The 13,846-nt window shown below is 44.5% G+C and carries 16 protein-coding genes; all 16 read left to right on the top strand.

The genetic code is table 11. From position 1 onward, the window contains the following. Complete coding sequence (locus BSEL_RS10910; protein ID WP_013173066.1) at positions 1–711, top strand: hypothetical protein; 711 nt, start codon at positions 1–3, stop codon at positions 709–711. 199 nt (positions 712–910) lie between these two features. After that, on the top strand, positions 911–1,183 hold the full coding sequence (locus BSEL_RS10905) for an HU family DNA-binding protein (protein WP_013173065.1): 273 nt from the start codon (positions 911–913) through the stop codon (positions 1,181–1,183). A gap of 185 nt (positions 1,184–1,368) precedes the next feature. After that, positions 1,369–1,944 carry a GTP cyclohydrolase I FolE gene (gene folE / locus BSEL_RS10900; protein WP_013173064.1) on the top strand — a complete coding sequence of 192 codons (576 nt, stop codon included), beginning with the start codon at positions 1,369–1,371 and terminating at the stop codon, positions 1,942–1,944. A 35-nt stretch (positions 1,945–1,979) separates the two neighbouring features. Further along, the gene (gene mtrB / locus BSEL_RS10895; RefSeq protein WP_013173063.1) at positions 1,980–2,198 is read left to right on the top strand and encodes a trp RNA-binding attenuation protein MtrB; all 219 of its coding nucleotides are present in this window, start codon (positions 1,980–1,982) and stop codon (positions 2,196–2,198) included. A 319-nt stretch (positions 2,199–2,517) separates the two neighbouring features. After that, complete coding sequence (locus tag BSEL_RS17115) at positions 2,518–3,315, top strand: heptaprenyl diphosphate synthase component 1 (RefSeq protein ID WP_013173062.1); 798 nt, start codon at positions 2,518–2,520, stop codon at positions 3,313–3,315. 3 nt (positions 3,316–3,318) lie between these two features. Beyond that, positions 3,319–4,038, top strand: a complete 720-nt coding sequence (locus tag BSEL_RS10885) for a demethylmenaquinone methyltransferase (RefSeq protein ID WP_013173061.1) — start codon at positions 3,319–3,321, stop codon at positions 4,036–4,038. 20 nt (positions 4,039–4,058) lie between these two features. Beyond that, positions 4,059–4,922 carry a UbiA-like polyprenyltransferase gene (locus BSEL_RS10880; RefSeq protein ID WP_013173060.1) on the top strand — a complete coding sequence of 288 codons (864 nt, stop codon included), beginning with the start codon at positions 4,059–4,061 and terminating at the stop codon, positions 4,920–4,922. Positions 4,923–4,942: 20 nt separating this feature from the next. Then, on the top strand, positions 4,943–5,818 hold the full coding sequence (locus tag BSEL_RS10875; RefSeq protein WP_013173059.1) for a menaquinone biosynthesis protein: 876 nt from the start codon (positions 4,943–4,945) through the stop codon (positions 5,816–5,818). After that, positions 5,815–6,786 carry a heptaprenyl diphosphate synthase component II gene (gene hepT / locus BSEL_RS10870; protein WP_013173058.1) on the top strand — a complete coding sequence of 324 codons (972 nt, stop codon included), beginning with the start codon at positions 5,815–5,817 and terminating at the stop codon, positions 6,784–6,786. The genes BSEL_RS10875 and hepT overlap by 4 nt, the downstream gene beginning before the upstream one ends. A gap of 146 nt (positions 6,787–6,932) precedes the next feature. Next, positions 6,933–7,340: a nucleoside-diphosphate kinase gene (gene ndk, locus BSEL_RS10865; RefSeq protein WP_013173057.1), complete on the top strand. Its 408-nt coding sequence runs from the start codon at positions 6,933–6,935 to the stop codon at positions 7,338–7,340. A gap of 165 nt (positions 7,341–7,505) precedes the next feature. Next, complete coding sequence (locus tag BSEL_RS10860; protein ID WP_041581915.1) at positions 7,506–8,285, top strand: CheR family methyltransferase; 780 nt, start codon at positions 7,506–7,508, stop codon at positions 8,283–8,285. A 161-nt stretch (positions 8,286–8,446) separates the two neighbouring features. Further along, entirely contained in the window at positions 8,447–9,619 is a 1,173-nt protein-coding gene (aroC, locus tag BSEL_RS10855) for a chorismate synthase (RefSeq protein ID WP_013173055.1), read from the top strand. Further along, positions 9,619–10,716 (top strand): 3-dehydroquinate synthase, encoded by a 1,098-nt coding sequence (gene aroB / locus BSEL_RS10850; protein WP_013173054.1) that lies wholly within the window; start codon positions 9,619–9,621, stop codon positions 10,714–10,716. Before aroC ends, aroB begins: the two co-directional genes overlap by 1 nt. After that, positions 10,713–11,090 carry a chorismate mutase gene (gene aroH / locus BSEL_RS10845; RefSeq protein WP_013173053.1) on the top strand — a complete coding sequence of 126 codons (378 nt, stop codon included), beginning with the start codon at positions 10,713–10,715 and terminating at the stop codon, positions 11,088–11,090. The genes aroB and aroH overlap by 4 nt, the downstream gene beginning before the upstream one ends. 224 nt (positions 11,091–11,314) lie before the next feature. Continuing rightward, positions 11,315–12,826 (top strand): anthranilate synthase component I, encoded by a 1,512-nt coding sequence (trpE, locus tag BSEL_RS10840; RefSeq protein ID WP_041581913.1) that lies wholly within the window; start codon positions 11,315–11,317, stop codon positions 12,824–12,826. Continuing rightward, on the top strand, positions 12,823–13,842 hold the full coding sequence (trpD, locus tag BSEL_RS10835) for an anthranilate phosphoribosyltransferase (protein ID WP_013173051.1): 1,020 nt from the start codon (positions 12,823–12,825) through the stop codon (positions 13,840–13,842). Before trpE ends, trpD begins: the two co-directional genes overlap by 4 nt. Positions 13,843–13,846: the final 4 nt, after the last annotated feature.

Raw genomic sequence — 13,846 nt, 5'->3', positions numbered from 1 at the left:
ATGTTACGAATCATGCTTTTACTGATTATTGGCATCTTGCTTTCGGGCTGTATGTTTCCGCAGGACCAACGTTCCGGTGGAGATGTGCCCTATGAAGATCAGAGAAAAACCGTGGAGGATGCCGTTCATCAGTACAGGGAAGCGACAGGAGTGTTACCGATCGAAACCAGAGATCAGGACACCCCTGATTTCAGAAAATATCCGATTAATTTTCGGGAGCTAAGTCCATACCTGTCTCAGCTTCCTACGAATGCATTCGAAAATGGTGGTGTTTTTCAGTATGTCATTTTGAACCCTGAAGAACAGATGGATGTCCGCCTCCTGGATATCAGAACTTCACGAGAGCTGCAGGACGTGCAAAGGCAAATTCACCAATACCGTTCTGATCATCAGTTTGCTCCTGTAAAAGACATTGTGCATGAAGGGATATTAAAACTCGATCACGAAGCTTTATCCTTTGATGAAGAGATCACTGTTCAAAGCCCGTTTTATCCGGATCACCGACTGCCGGTATACATGGAGACAGATGGATCGATGGTGATTGATTATCGGATTGATCTCCTTAAAGTAATTGACGAGAATGGGATGGGCGGTTATGCTGAAGGGGATGATATTCGGTGGCTGTTAACAGATCATCACCCTGTTGTTCCAGACTACTCATTGCCAATGACTGTGGAAGATGGCGAGATAGTCTTTAAAAAGACGGACTAATGTGCTGTTTTTATACTGATTTTTATAATCAGATTACCAATCTCGGTAAAATGGTCTTAAAAATTCCATGAATTCATTAAAAGTTATTGAAATATTCATCGCTTTAAGTTAACATAAGCCTTGTTACTCCAATGATTTAAGCATTTCATATCTTCATAAGATGTTTTTGGAGGAAATCCTCTGGGAGGAGGTGAATCGAATGAACAAGACTGAATTAATCAATGCAGTAGCAGAATCAGCAGATCTTTCTAAGAAGGATGCAACAAGTGCGGTTGATGCCGTATTTGAAGTGATCACTGACTCACTCAAAAAAGGTGACAAGGTTCAACTGATTGGTTTCGGTAACTTCGAAGTGCGTGAGCGTGCTGCCCGTAAGGGACGCAACCCACAAACTGGAGAAGAAATCGAAATTCCTGCAAGTAACGTTCCTGCGTTCAAGCCAGGTAAGGCCCTTAAAGATGCTGTAAAATAAGTACATAAGGGACAGGTACGAAAGCAAGTGCTCATCAGCTTTATGGCTGTGAGCACTTTTTCATTTATCCAATACGTTAAACAATTGTTGTACAAGACGATGTGGTTTGCTTTGATATCCAAAAGGACTATGCTAAGATTGAAGTCTATTATACATTACCATATTGTTGAATGGAGGCAGTTACTATGAGTGAGCACGTCGATCACGAAAAAATACAGCAGGCCGTTACTATGATTTTAGAAGCAGTCGGAGAAGATCCAAACCGCGAGGGGTTACTTGATACACCGAAACGGGTTGCAAGAATGTATGCAGAAATCTTTGAGGGTTTACACCAGGATCCGAAAGAACATTTCAAAACCGTGTTTGGTGAGGATCATGAAGAATTAGTATTGGTTAAAGACATAACGTTTCACTCTGTATGTGAGCACCATCTCGTGCCATTCTTCGGAAAAGTTCATATCGGCTATATTCCCAAGGGCGGGCAAGTAACGGGGCTGAGTAAAATGGCCAGAGCCGTTGAAGCAGTGACGAAGCGCCCGCAACTGCAGGAACGGATCACGTCAACGCTTGCTGATTCGATTGTGGAAACGTTGACGCCACTTGGTGTGATTGTCATTGTGGAAGCAGAACACATGTGTATGACGATGAGAGGTGTCAGAAAACCTGGTGCTAAAACGGTAACCTCTGCTGTCAGAGGGGCTTTCCAGAAAAGTGAAGCGGCGAGAGCTGAGGTCATGGCACTCATCCGTGATCACGGCTGATCGCGAAGCATTTAAATAAAGAGGTGACCATAAATATGGCGGATACAGGTGACTATATTGTAATCAAAGCAGAAGAGAACGGTGTCAATGTCATTGGTTTAACGAGAGGAACCGATACACGGTTTCATCATTCTGAGAAGCTCGACAAAAATGAAATGATGATTGCACAATTTACCGAACATACTTCAGCTATCAAGATTCGGGGAAAAGCAACCATTCAGACCGCCCATGGTGAAATGTCATCAGAAGGTTAAGAGACAGATCAGGCTGTTGAGATTATTTTCTCAACAGCCTGATGTTTAAACAGGTGCGTTAGCGCTTACAGGAAATGTTTGCAGGATATCATTATCTAATCCGATAAGAAACTGTTTCGTGGATTTCTTCACATATCAGTAAATCTGGTTACTTTCGATAACTGTTTTTGTGATATACTTGTACTGTATCTGTTGGACATGTTGAATGACATAAAACAGGTTGGAACATGCAAGACAAGCAGACTCACAGTAATAATTGACACCCTGAGTTTGGTGGGATGTTCTGTGAACTGGAATATTCAATCTGGGGGACGTGAAAATGGCTTTGAACCATCATGACAGTAACCTTGTTCATAAGGTCATCACAAGTTTTAATAAAGCAGTTGATCAACCTTATTTAAAACAGTTTCTCGGTAATCCTGAAGTGAGCGACTCTTATATCAGCTCACTTCTATTCCTGTTTGGGGAAACCGATTTTCAAGAGGAAGATATTCACGATGCAGTGTTGACAACGCTACTTGTCCAAACCGCTTTAGACACTCACGAGCGGATTAACAGACATGGGCTCGGGCGTGAACGGATCAGGACGGAGCGGCAGCTGACGGTGCTCGCAGGAGATTATTACAGCGCCCTCTATTATTTTATTCTCTCGAGATGCAACAACAGTAAGCTGCTGCATGCTTTGTCGCTCGGGATACAAAACGTAAACGAAGCCAAAATGTCAATCTACCAGAGTAAAGATACCGGGGATAGTTTGGATTACAGAGATTTGCAGACAGCCTATACAGGCATTGCTGAAGCTCTGGCGGAAAGTTATGAACTCGTTGAACGAACAGATACAGTGAAAGATTATTTACTGCTTCGAGCTCTTTTGGAAGAAAAAAAGAAATACAGTCATAATCAAATCAGTATTGCCTCAAGATATATTGAAAGAAGCAATGGAAAACAGGGCATGTCCGTTGAGGCGGGATTCGATAAACTGATCGATGGTATTTTGGATTTGTTCATCAAAGGCGATGCAGAATACGGCACCTTTCAGACACACTACCCCGCTTATTTGAATGAGATCCATGAAAAGCGAAAATATTGCAATACGTATGCAATGGAGGAAGGATAAGTCATGGCAAAATCAAAGGAAGAAAGAGTTCATACTGTATTTGAATCGATCTCCTCTCAATATGATAAGATGAATGGAATCATCAGCTTTCAGATGCATCTTGCGTGGAGAAAAGATACGATGAAAAAGATGAATGTGAAATCTGGCAGCAAGGCACTGGACGTATGTTGCGGGACTGCAGATTGGACGCTTCATTTAGGCGAAGCGACTGGTCCGGCAGGGGAAGTGATCGGACTGGATTTCAGTCAGAATATGCTTTCCGTAGGAGAAGTGAAGGTTCAAAACAGCGGAATGGACCATGTATCGCTTATCCATGGCAATGCGATGGATCTGCCGTTTGAATCAGACACTTTCGATTACGTCACAGTTGGTTTTGGCTTAAGAAATGTGCCTGATTACCTCGGAGCCCTTAAGGAAATGTACCGTGTTGTCAAACCGGGTGGCATGGTTGTTTGTCTGGAAACCTCCCAGCCGACTGCTAAAGGATTCAAAGAACTGTACTGGTTCTATTTTAAACACGTCATGCCGTTGTTCGGACGTGTATTTGCCAAGAGCTATGAAGAATATTCGTGGCTTCAGGAATCCAGTCAGTCTTTTCCGGGGAAAGAAGAACTCAAAGACCTGTTTCACCAGGCCGGGTTCCTGAATGTAAAGTATACGTCTTATTCCGGCGGGGCGGCTGCGAGCCATTTTGCCATAAAACCGTCAGCGGTTCAGTTATAGATTAAAGGGGTTTATCTGTCATGAAAAAAGTGAAAATCATTCTTGAAATGATCAAATTTGAACATTCGATTTTTGCCTTACCATTTGCATTCCTGGGGGCGGTTCTGGGAAGTCTGATTATCGAAGGAAACTGGCCGACCCTGATGGAGTGGGTGTGGATCACACTTGCAATGGTTGGTGCCCGCAGCGCTGCCATGGCACTTAACCGATTGATTGATGCACAAATTGATCAGGCGAATCCACGGACGGAAAAACGTGCGATTCCCGCCGGTCAAATATCCCGGACAGAAGCACTTATTTTTATAGGTGTTTCCTTTGCTGTGCTTTTTGTTGCAGCATTCCAGTTAAATATGCTTGCGGTATATTTATTGCCGGTCGCGGTTTTCTTTTTGGTATTCTATTCATATACTAAACGTTTCACATGGTTTTGCCACATATTCCTTGGCATGACGATCGGTATCGCCCCCCTTGGCGGGTGGGTTGGTGCGACAGGCACGCTGACTTGGGAGGCTTTTGTGCTGTTTATCGCAGTTGCAATGTGGACAGCCGGATTCGATGTTATCTATGCCACACAGGATGCTGACTATGATAAAGATGTGAATCTTAACTCCATTCCGAGTCATTTCGGAATTCCCAAAGCGCTCCGAATGGCCAAAGGCTTTCACATCATCAGCTTTGCAGCAATGATCGCACTGTTTTTTGTTGCGCCGCTCAGTTGGATCTATTTGGCAGGACTTTTGATCGTCGGGGGAATCATGATTTATGAACATTCCCTGGTTTCTCCTGATGATTTATCAAGGGTGACTGTAGCCTTTTTTACAATGAACGGAATTATCAGCATGGTTATGCTGATCTTTTCAATCAGTGATTTAATGATTTTGTAAGGTAAGGGGGAGTAGGAGTTATGTCGATCCGGATAGGGGAAATATCGTACACAAATATACTGCCGATGTTTTATTATGTTGACCGGGATAAACTGAGAGAGATGGGGTGTGAGTTTATTCCGGCAATTCCGTCAGAATTGAACGCAGGCATGTCAAAGGGAAAGATTGATGTCGGGGGAATTTCTTCATTCTCATATGGCGAACATATTCATGAGTATGAGTTGTTACCGGATTTATCGGTATCATCACCAAAAGCGGTTGGTTCCATTTTTCTCTTTTCCAAGGTTCCGATTGACGAGCTCGACGGAAAGCGGATTGCACTGACGTCAAGTTCGGCGACGTCTGTAAATTTACTTAAAATCATTCTTGGATCTTTCTATCAGCAAAATGTGCATTATACAACGGAAGCCCCTGATTATGAACAGATGATGGCTCATTTTGATGCTGCGCTTTTGATTGGTGACGATGCGATACTTGCGAAGCGAAATGGCGATAAACATCATTATGTTTATGATCTGGGTGAAATATGGAGCACTGAAACCGGTTATCCTATGACGTATGCCGTATTTGCTGTCAGAAAAGATGCAGCAAGAAAACACCATAATGAGTTAAAGGAAGTCATGAATGAGTTTCATAAAAGTAAATACCGCACACAGTTGAATCAATATGAGGAAATGATTGAGTCCATTCAGCAATCCTATCAGGGGGATGCTGATTTTTGGCGGAATTATTTTGCCGGTTTAAATAATGATTTAACTAAGACTCATATTGAGGGACTCCTGCACTATTTTGACCTTGCCTATAAACAGGGACTGTTAAAAGAACCGGTGCAAGATATTGTGATCTGGAATCCGGAGACAATGTCAGAGTCGATGTCGTTAGGTGGTTCAGAATGAAATTATCGGAAATCTACCTGTATTTAAAACAGGATATCTCGAAAATTGAAAAAGAGCTTGAGATGAGTATTGAAGCTCGGCATCCTGTCCTTGTCAAAGCTTCGTCTCATCTTCTTAAAGCAGGAGGGAAGCGGATCCGTCCCGTTTTTGTGCTGCTCAGTGCACAATTTGGTGACTATAAGCTCGATAAAGTCAAGCATGTTGCAGTACCTCTGGAAATGATACATATGGGTTCCCTTGTCCATGATGATGTAATTGATGATGCTGAGCTGAGGCGAGGCAAAAAAACCATCAAAGCAGAGTGGGATAATCGTGTTGCCATGTACACTGGTGATTATATGTTTGCGAAAGCCATTGAGATCGCCAGTAAGAGTGGTAATATGAAACTTCATGAAATCTTATCCGATGCCATGGTGGAAATGAGTATCGGGGAAGTGGAACAGATAAAAGAACAGTTCAATCCCGATCAGCATCTGCGCATCTATCTGCGCAGAATTAAACGGAAAACAGCTCTGCTTATTTCTGTCAGCTGCGAGCTCGGCGCTCTTATTGCAGGGGCAGATGAGACGACGCAGATGAAGCTGAAGCGTTACGGGTACTTTACGGGTATGGCTTTTCAGATTACCGATGATATTCTTGATTTTGTCGGTACAGAAAAAGAGCTCGGCAAGCCTGCCGGAAGTGATTTGATGCAAGGGAACATAACACTGCCTGCACTTTATGCAATGAGACAGGATGAATCTTTGCGTCGTGATCTTGTTTCTTTCATGCAAACCAAAGGTACGGGTGATGTTGATATGCCCGGAATCATTCAGCGGATTAAAGATACCGGTGCCATTTCGTATTCAAAAGAAATGGCCGACCGTTACCTTGACAAAGGTATGCGCGAATTGAAAGGTCTTCCGGATATTCGTGCAAAGCGGGCGCTTAGAGAAATTGCTGAATATATCGGAAGGCGTAAGTTTTAGTCTGACAGAAAAATGCGAGGTTCCGGATGGCGCTGCTTTGAGCGCGGTCCGGTTTTTATTTATTATCTTTTTCCTTGAGTATCATCTGTTTAACTGATAAAATGATAGCGGTTTCAATATTACATACAGATGCAGGAGGATGAGTCATGGAATTCACTTTTTTAATGGTCAAACCGGACGGTGTCAATCGAAAACTGGTCGGTGAGATTGTAAGCCGTTTTGAACAAAAAGGATTTACGCTGACGTCTGCCAAAATGATGACAATTACTGAAGAACTGGCAAGGGAGCATTACGAGGAGCATAAAGACAAACCGTTCTTTCCGGAGCTGGTTTCATTTATTACGTCAGGCCCGGTATTCGCCATGATTTGGGAAGGTGAGAACGTAGTCAAAGAAGCGCGCAAGATGATGGGGGCCACAAACCCCGCTGATGCGCAACCTGGTACGATCAGAGGCGATCTTGCAATGGAGATGTCGCGAAATATTATTCACGGTTCTGATTCTGTGAAAAGTGCCGAAAGAGAAGCCTCGCTCTTTTTCCCGGAGAATGCATAACCTGACTGCTAAAAAACCCAAGTCTGATTGCCAGGCTGATCATCAAGCGGTGCTCTTGCATATATTGACTTAAACAGAAAAGTTATCGAATAAAGATGGAAACTCCACACGTTCTGTGGTAAAAATAAGAGAGTATAAGAATATCTGTGGAGTGGGGCAGTGCCAATGGATGATTACAATCAGTTCGTGGAGAAAATCAGGAAAAAAACCGGAATCGATTTAAGTCTGTACAAAGAAGCTCAGATGAAGCGGAGATTGACTTCCCTAAGGGATAAGCGAAATTTTAAAACCTTTAATGACTACTTTGAGAGTATGACAAAAGATCAGGAACTCTTTGAAGAATTCCTTCAAAGAATGACGATCAATGTTTCGGAATTTTTCAGAAATCCGCAACGCTGGGATGTTCTTGAAACCGTCATTTTGCCAAGACTGATGAAGGAATCGTCGAAACTGAAGGTTTGGAGTGCAGCGTGCTCAACAGGTGAAGAACCTTATTCACTCGTCATGCTGCTGCGGAAGTACCTGAGTGACCGTCAATTTGATGTTACGGCAACGGATTTGGACCAGTCGATTCTTGATCGGGCAATTAAAGGATTTTATCCGGAGCGTTCCATTAAAGATGTGCCGAAAGATATGTTGACGAAGTATTTTCACATCGACAAAATGGGCTATAAAGTAACGGATGATGTAAAGAACCAGATTCGTTTCAGGCGTCATAATCTCCTTGCGGATTCTTATGACAAAGGGTTCGATCTGATCGTCTGCCGAAATGTCATGATCTATTTTACCGAACAGGCAAAAGAGGAAATTTATATGAATTTCAGCCGGGCTCTGAAACCTGGAGGCGTTCTTTTTGTCGGCAGCACTGAACAGATTTTTAACCCGCAACGATTTGGACTTGAGGCTGAACAGACTTTTTTCTACAAAAAAATCAAAGAAGTGTAATTTGTATCAGGTTCCTGAAATCAGGGAACCTGATCTTTTTTTACGATAATTTCAGAAAAATCGTTCCTTTCCCTTGAAAAATTCGTTACAATCATGAACAATAGAACTAACAAATAGTTTAGCACATAAAAGCGATAAAGAAAGTTGAAGGTGATCCAATCATGAGATTTTTAACAGCGGGTGAATCACACGGCCCTGAATTAACTGCGATTATTGAAGGTGTGCCAAGTCAGTTGAGCCTGACGGCTGAAGATATTAACAAGCATCTGGCCAGAAGACAAAAAGGGTATGGAAGAGGACGCCGAATGCAGATTGAAAAGGATCAGGTCCGGATTACAAGTGGCGTGCGTCACGGAAAGACTACGGGTGCCCCCATTACATTGGTAGTTGAGAATAAAGACTGGACGCATTGGACAAAAATTATGGGCCCAGAACCGCTCGAGCCGGGTGAAGAAGAAGAAGTAAAGCGGAAAATATCACGCCCAAGACCGGGGCATGCTGATTTAAACGGTGCATTAAAGTACCGTCACCGTGATATGCGAAACGTCCTCGAACGTTCTTCAGCCCGGGAAACAACGGTAAGAGTGGCTGTCGGAGCTGTTGCTCAGCGAATCCTTGAAGAGTTTGGGATGAAAATAGCCGGGCATGTGCTTGAAATTGGAGACGTTGTCGCTGAAAAAAATGAATCACTGACTGTCGAGGACATTATCGCGCTTTCTGAAGCGTCAGAAGTCCGTTGTACAGATCCGAATGCGGAAGAAAAGATGAAACAGGCAATCGATGATGCCAAGCAAAATGGTGACTCCATCGGTGGTATTGTTGAAGTCGTTGCGGAAAACGTACCCGTTGGACTTGGCAGTTTCGTCCAGTATGACCGAAAGCTCGATGCCAAGATTTCCATGTCTGTGATGAGCATCAATGCATTTAAAGGCGTTGAAGTCGGACTCGGCTTTGAAGCAGCAAGACGAAATGGCAGTAAGGTGCATGATGAGATTATTTACAGCGAAGGTACCGGTTACCAAAGACGAACCAATAATCTTGGCGGTTTTGAAGGAGGAATGACGACGGGCATGCCAGTCGTCGTAAAGGGAGCAATGAAACCCATTCCAACATTATATAAACCGCTGCAGAGTGTTGATATCGAAACGAAAGAGCCGTTTTCAGCAAGTATTGAGCGGTCTGACAGCTGTGCGGTCCCTGCCGCAGCAGTTGTATGTGAAGCAGCTGTAGCCTGGGAGATAGCAGATGCCTTCCTGGACAAGTTCGGTTCAGACACTATTCCAGACATTCATGCGCATCTTGAGCATTACCAGAACGAAGTGAGGGATTTTTAATGCAGCCTCCTTCTTTAACTGTGAAAGCGTTCAGTCACCATTATCCAGTTTGGGTGGGCTCAGGTTTGCTTGCACAAATTGGCGATGCCATCAGAGAAACGAGTCCAGGTGCATCATCGGTTATGGTCATTACTGACGAAAATGTGAATCGCTACTACGGCGATGATGTCAAGGAGCACTTAGAACGATCAGGTTATTCGTTTAAGACCATAGTCGTGCCGGCAGGTGAGAGCAGTAAGTCCATCTCCTCTTATGAACAGGTGCTGACTGCGATGCTGCAGGCCGGGCTGGATCGAAAATCGCTTGTGATTGCGCTTGGCGGCGGCGTTGTTGGAGATCTGGCCGGCTTTGCAGCGGCAACGTATATGAGAGGAATTCCATTTCTTCAAGTACCGACAACCCTGCTTGCTCACGACAGCAGCGTAGGTGGGAAAACCGGTATTAATCATCCGCTTGGAAAGAATATGATCGGTGCCTTTCACGCGCCTGCAGGTGTGCTGTTTGATTCGGATGTATTCAATACCTTAACTGACGCCGAGTGGCGATCCGGTTTTGCAGAAGTGATCAAACACGGGTTTATTCGCGATCCTGAGTTTCTTTCAAGTCTTGTGAATGAATTTCCAAAAAGAGAGAACCTGACAGGCTCACAGGTTAATCAGATGCTTGAATATTCAATATCGATCAAGGCATCGATTGTTGAAGAAGACGAACGGGAGCAGGGGATTCGTGCCTATCTTAATTTTGGCCACACCCTCGGGCACGCAGTGGAAGGAAATGTCGGGTACGGTGAAGTCACTCATGGCGAAGCGGTTGTCATCGGAATGCGTTTTGCGATCCTGCTAGGTGATAAACTCGGTATGCAACCTGCCGATGAAACGGCCCATATCTTTGATTTTCTTGATAATCAGGGGTATCAGCTCTCGATTCCTGATACATGCACGCAATCAGAGCTACTGAAGCTGATGAGACGTGATAAAAAATCAACATCACAAAAACTCAATTTTGTATTGCTGAATCGTATTGGCGATCCTGAACTGAGAGAAGTGGATGAAGAGACAGTCTGTCAGATACTTGATGAAGAGGGGGTGCGGAAATGAACGTTAGAGGAATCAGGGGGGCAACCACCGTTGAACAAAATGATGCGGACGAAATCGTGCGTGCTTCAAAAGAAATGCTGGATAAACTCGTAAGTGACAATGATGTGATCCCTGAGGACATTTCACAAGTCTGGTTCACCGTCACACCCGATTTGAACGCTATATTTCCAGCGAAAGCACTCAGATTGCTTGAAGGATTCCAATATGTTCCTGTGATGTGTGCGAAGGAAATTGACGTTCCAGGGAGCCTCGGTAAATGTATCCGTGTCATGGTTACCGTGAACACGACGAAGGCACAAGAAGAAATCAATCATGTATATTTAAAAGAGGCTGTAAAGCTGCGGCCTGACTTATCCTTGACAAAGCGAACATAAACAGGGTAAAATGTCCGTTAACAGTGAGGCAAAGTGAAGAGTCACTTTCCACTGAGATGAGAGCTGAGTATTAGTAACAGAGCAGAGAACAGTATGAGCAGAGCAGAGCGGATACAAGTCTACCACACTACCCGTCTGCCCAAATTTGCAGGCGGGTTTTCTTTTCCTGTCTCGCTTTGTTCATGGTTCCCTCCTTTGTATCCAAGGAAAGGAAGATGAGTACCATGTACCAATTTAATCAGACTGCGTTTGAAACGTTAAGTCAGACATACAAATCCATACCGCAAAGCGTAACCGTGTTTGCGGACACGAGGACACCCATACAATTATTTCAATATTTCGAAAGCGAAGCAGCTTTTATCCTCGAGAGTAATGATCCACTGTCTCCATGGTCCAATTATTCGTTTATTGGCCTCAATCCCGTTTATAAAATTGAAAGCGATGCGAACGGATTTCGATTTTTAAATGTCAAGTCCGGTGAACAACTGCATGAAGCAGGCTCAATGGCTGCTATCTGGACATTGGCTCTCGAACACTTGTCTCCGGCCGAATCAAAAACGGATGTTCCATTTCCAGGTGGTGCCGTTGGATACACGAGCTTTGAATCGTACGGTTTTACTGAGGACCGTGTAAACCGGTTTGAGGGAGAAGAAGCGGATCTGTCCTTTTTATTCTGCGAAACCATTCTGGCCTATCATCATGATAAAGAAGAATTAACAGTTGTTCACCTTCAGGAATTAAACGGATACACGCCAGCCGAAGCCTATGCCGCTGCTAATGAAAAAATTCAGTATATTCTCAAGACACTTGCAGATTCTCCGCCTGAATCAACAGCGTTTGTCCCTTTTGATGAGGGTCAACAGGAAGATGTATATGAGAATGTGACATCAAATTATACGAAAGAGGAATTTATGGATCACGTTCGGATCGTGAAGGACTATATTGCGAAGGGCGACATTTTTCAGGCGGTTCTATCCCAACGCTTTGAGGTACCGGTCAAAGCGGATGGTCTGTCTTTATACCGGGTTTTGCGAAAAGTAAATCCGTCCCCTTACCTTTACTATATTCGCTTTGATCATCAAGAGGTCATCGGAAGCTCTCCGGAGCGCCTCTTAAAAGTTGATCGCAGCGGCGAGCTTGAAATCCATCCGATCGCAGGGACGAGAAAGCGCGGTAAAGACGATGCGGAAGATAAGCAGCTGGCGAGTGAATTGCTTGCTGATGAAAAAGAACGGGCAGAGCATCTGATGCTTGTGGATCTTGCGAGAAATGACATCGGGAGGGTGAGTGAATTTGGCACGGTCAATGTCGGCACCTATATGGAAATCGCCCGCTTCTCACATGTGATGCATATTATTTCCAAAGTGACGGGGCAGTTGAAGAAGGACTTGCATCCTTTTGATGCTTTGTTTGCAACTCACCCTGCGGGCACAGTTTCCGGTGCGCCGAAAGTCAGGGCAGTGGAGATTATTCAGGAACTTGAACAGATGAGGCGGGGCGTATACGCCGGAGCTATTGCCTACTGCGGCTTTAACAATGCGATTGACTCATGCATTGCTATACGGACGATGATTGTCAAAAACGGAAAGGCTCATGTACAGGCAGGTGCCGGTATTGTCCAGGATTCTGTACCGGAAATGGAATACGAAGAGACGCGAAATAAAGCCAAAGCGCTCTTGTATGCCATTCAGCTGGCTGAAAAACGAGCGGAGTCAGAGGAGGCCAGGATCAAATGAACAAGACGTTACAAAAGCTCATGCAAAAAGAAACGCTCACAGAATATGAGGCGCAATCTTTTGTGGAAGAGATGATGAACGGCATGCATAATCATGAGACCATGGCGGCGGTTCTTTCCGTCATTCAATTCAGAGGTGTCACTGCTGAGGAACTTGCAGGGTTTGCCAAAGGCATGCAGGCGAAGGCGAGTAACGTCACTCTCGATGGTAAGCTTCTTGATACGTGCGGCACAGGCGGAGACGATCAGAGCACGTATAATGTTTCGACAGCAGCTGCTATTCTTGTAAGCAGTCTCGGTGTCCATGTGGCGAAGCACGGAAACCGAAGCATTTCTTCAAAAACAGGGAGTGCAGATGTCCTTGAAATGCTCGGTATTCCCTTTCAGCGAAATCAACAGGAGGCGAAAACAGCTCTTGAGGCTCATCAACTGAGTTTCTTTTTTGCTCCTGACTACCATCAGGCGATGAAGTATGTCGGACCTGTAAGATCCGCATTGAAAATGAAAACGGTCTTTAATTTGCTTGGTCCACTTACAAACCCCGCCGGAGCACAACACCGAATCATTGGCGTCTACGGGACGGAGGAAGCCCGGGTCATGGCAGAAGCTGCAAGCCGGATGGAGCTCGAAAAGGTGCTGTTTGTCAGCGGTCATGACGGATTGGATGAACTCACCATAACGGGTGCATCGACCATTCTTGAAGTGCAAAACGGTAAAGTCACAGAGTACGCGTTTGATCCTGAAGATGCCGGGTTAAAGAGGGGAACACTGACGAGCTCTGTGGTTGAAACCTCTGAAGAAAGTGCCGCACTGATCATGAGGATCTTTAAGAACGAGGCTCATGAAGATGCCACAAATCTTTTATTACTGAATGCAGGCGCCGCTCTCTATGCTGCCGGTGAAGTTTCAAGCATTAAAGAAGGCGTTACAAAAGCACGGGGTGCACTGGGAGATCAGGTGCTTGGGCATCTTGAAAGATTGAAGCTCAGAGAGACTTCGGAAAAGGCGGCTGAATGATATG

This window comes from [Bacillus] selenitireducens MLS10 (genome assembly GCF_000093085.1).
Taxonomy (GTDB): Bacteria; Bacillota; Bacilli; order Bacillales; family Salisediminibacteriaceae; genus Salisediminibacterium; species Salisediminibacterium selenitireducens.
This window is presented reverse-complemented; position numbering and strand designations above follow the sequence as displayed.

Excerpts from the sequence above, each read along its gene's own strand:
- BSEL_RS10910 (WP_013173066.1), top strand. The coding sequence starts at position 1 with ATGTTACGAATCATGCTTTTACTGATTATTGGCATCTTGCTTTCGGGC.
- BSEL_RS10905 (WP_013173065.1), top strand. The coding sequence starts at position 911 with ATGAACAAGACTGAATTAATCAATGCAGTAGCAGAATCAGCAGATCTT.
- folE (WP_013173064.1), top strand. The coding sequence starts at position 1,369 with ATGAGTGAGCACGTCGATCACGAAAAAATACAGCAGGCCGTTACTATG.
- mtrB (WP_013173063.1), top strand. The coding sequence starts at position 1,980 with ATGGCGGATACAGGTGACTATATTGTAATCAAAGCAGAAGAGAACGGT.
- BSEL_RS17115 (WP_013173062.1), top strand. The coding sequence starts at position 2,518 with ATGGCTTTGAACCATCATGACAGTAACCTTGTTCATAAGGTCATCACA.
- BSEL_RS10885 (WP_013173061.1), top strand. The coding sequence starts at position 3,319 with ATGGCAAAATCAAAGGAAGAAAGAGTTCATACTGTATTTGAATCGATC.
- BSEL_RS10880 (WP_013173060.1), top strand. The coding sequence starts at position 4,059 with ATGAAAAAAGTGAAAATCATTCTTGAAATGATCAAATTTGAACATTCG.
- BSEL_RS10875 (WP_013173059.1), top strand. The coding sequence starts at position 4,943 with ATGTCGATCCGGATAGGGGAAATATCGTACACAAATATACTGCCGATG.
- hepT (WP_013173058.1), top strand. The coding sequence starts at position 5,815 with ATGAAATTATCGGAAATCTACCTGTATTTAAAACAGGATATCTCGAAA.
- ndk (WP_013173057.1), top strand. The coding sequence starts at position 6,933 with ATGGAATTCACTTTTTTAATGGTCAAACCGGACGGTGTCAATCGAAAA.
- BSEL_RS10860 (WP_041581915.1), top strand. The coding sequence starts at position 7,506 with ATGGATGATTACAATCAGTTCGTGGAGAAAATCAGGAAAAAAACCGGA.
- aroC (WP_013173055.1), top strand. The coding sequence starts at position 8,447 with ATGAGATTTTTAACAGCGGGTGAATCACACGGCCCTGAATTAACTGCG.
- aroB (WP_013173054.1), top strand. The coding sequence starts at position 9,619 with ATGCAGCCTCCTTCTTTAACTGTGAAAGCGTTCAGTCACCATTATCCA.
- aroH (WP_013173053.1), top strand. The coding sequence starts at position 10,713 with ATGAACGTTAGAGGAATCAGGGGGGCAACCACCGTTGAACAAAATGAT.
- trpE (WP_041581913.1), top strand. The coding sequence starts at position 11,315 with ATGTACCAATTTAATCAGACTGCGTTTGAAACGTTAAGTCAGACATAC.
- trpD (WP_013173051.1), top strand. The coding sequence starts at position 12,823 with ATGAACAAGACGTTACAAAAGCTCATGCAAAAAGAAACGCTCACAGAA.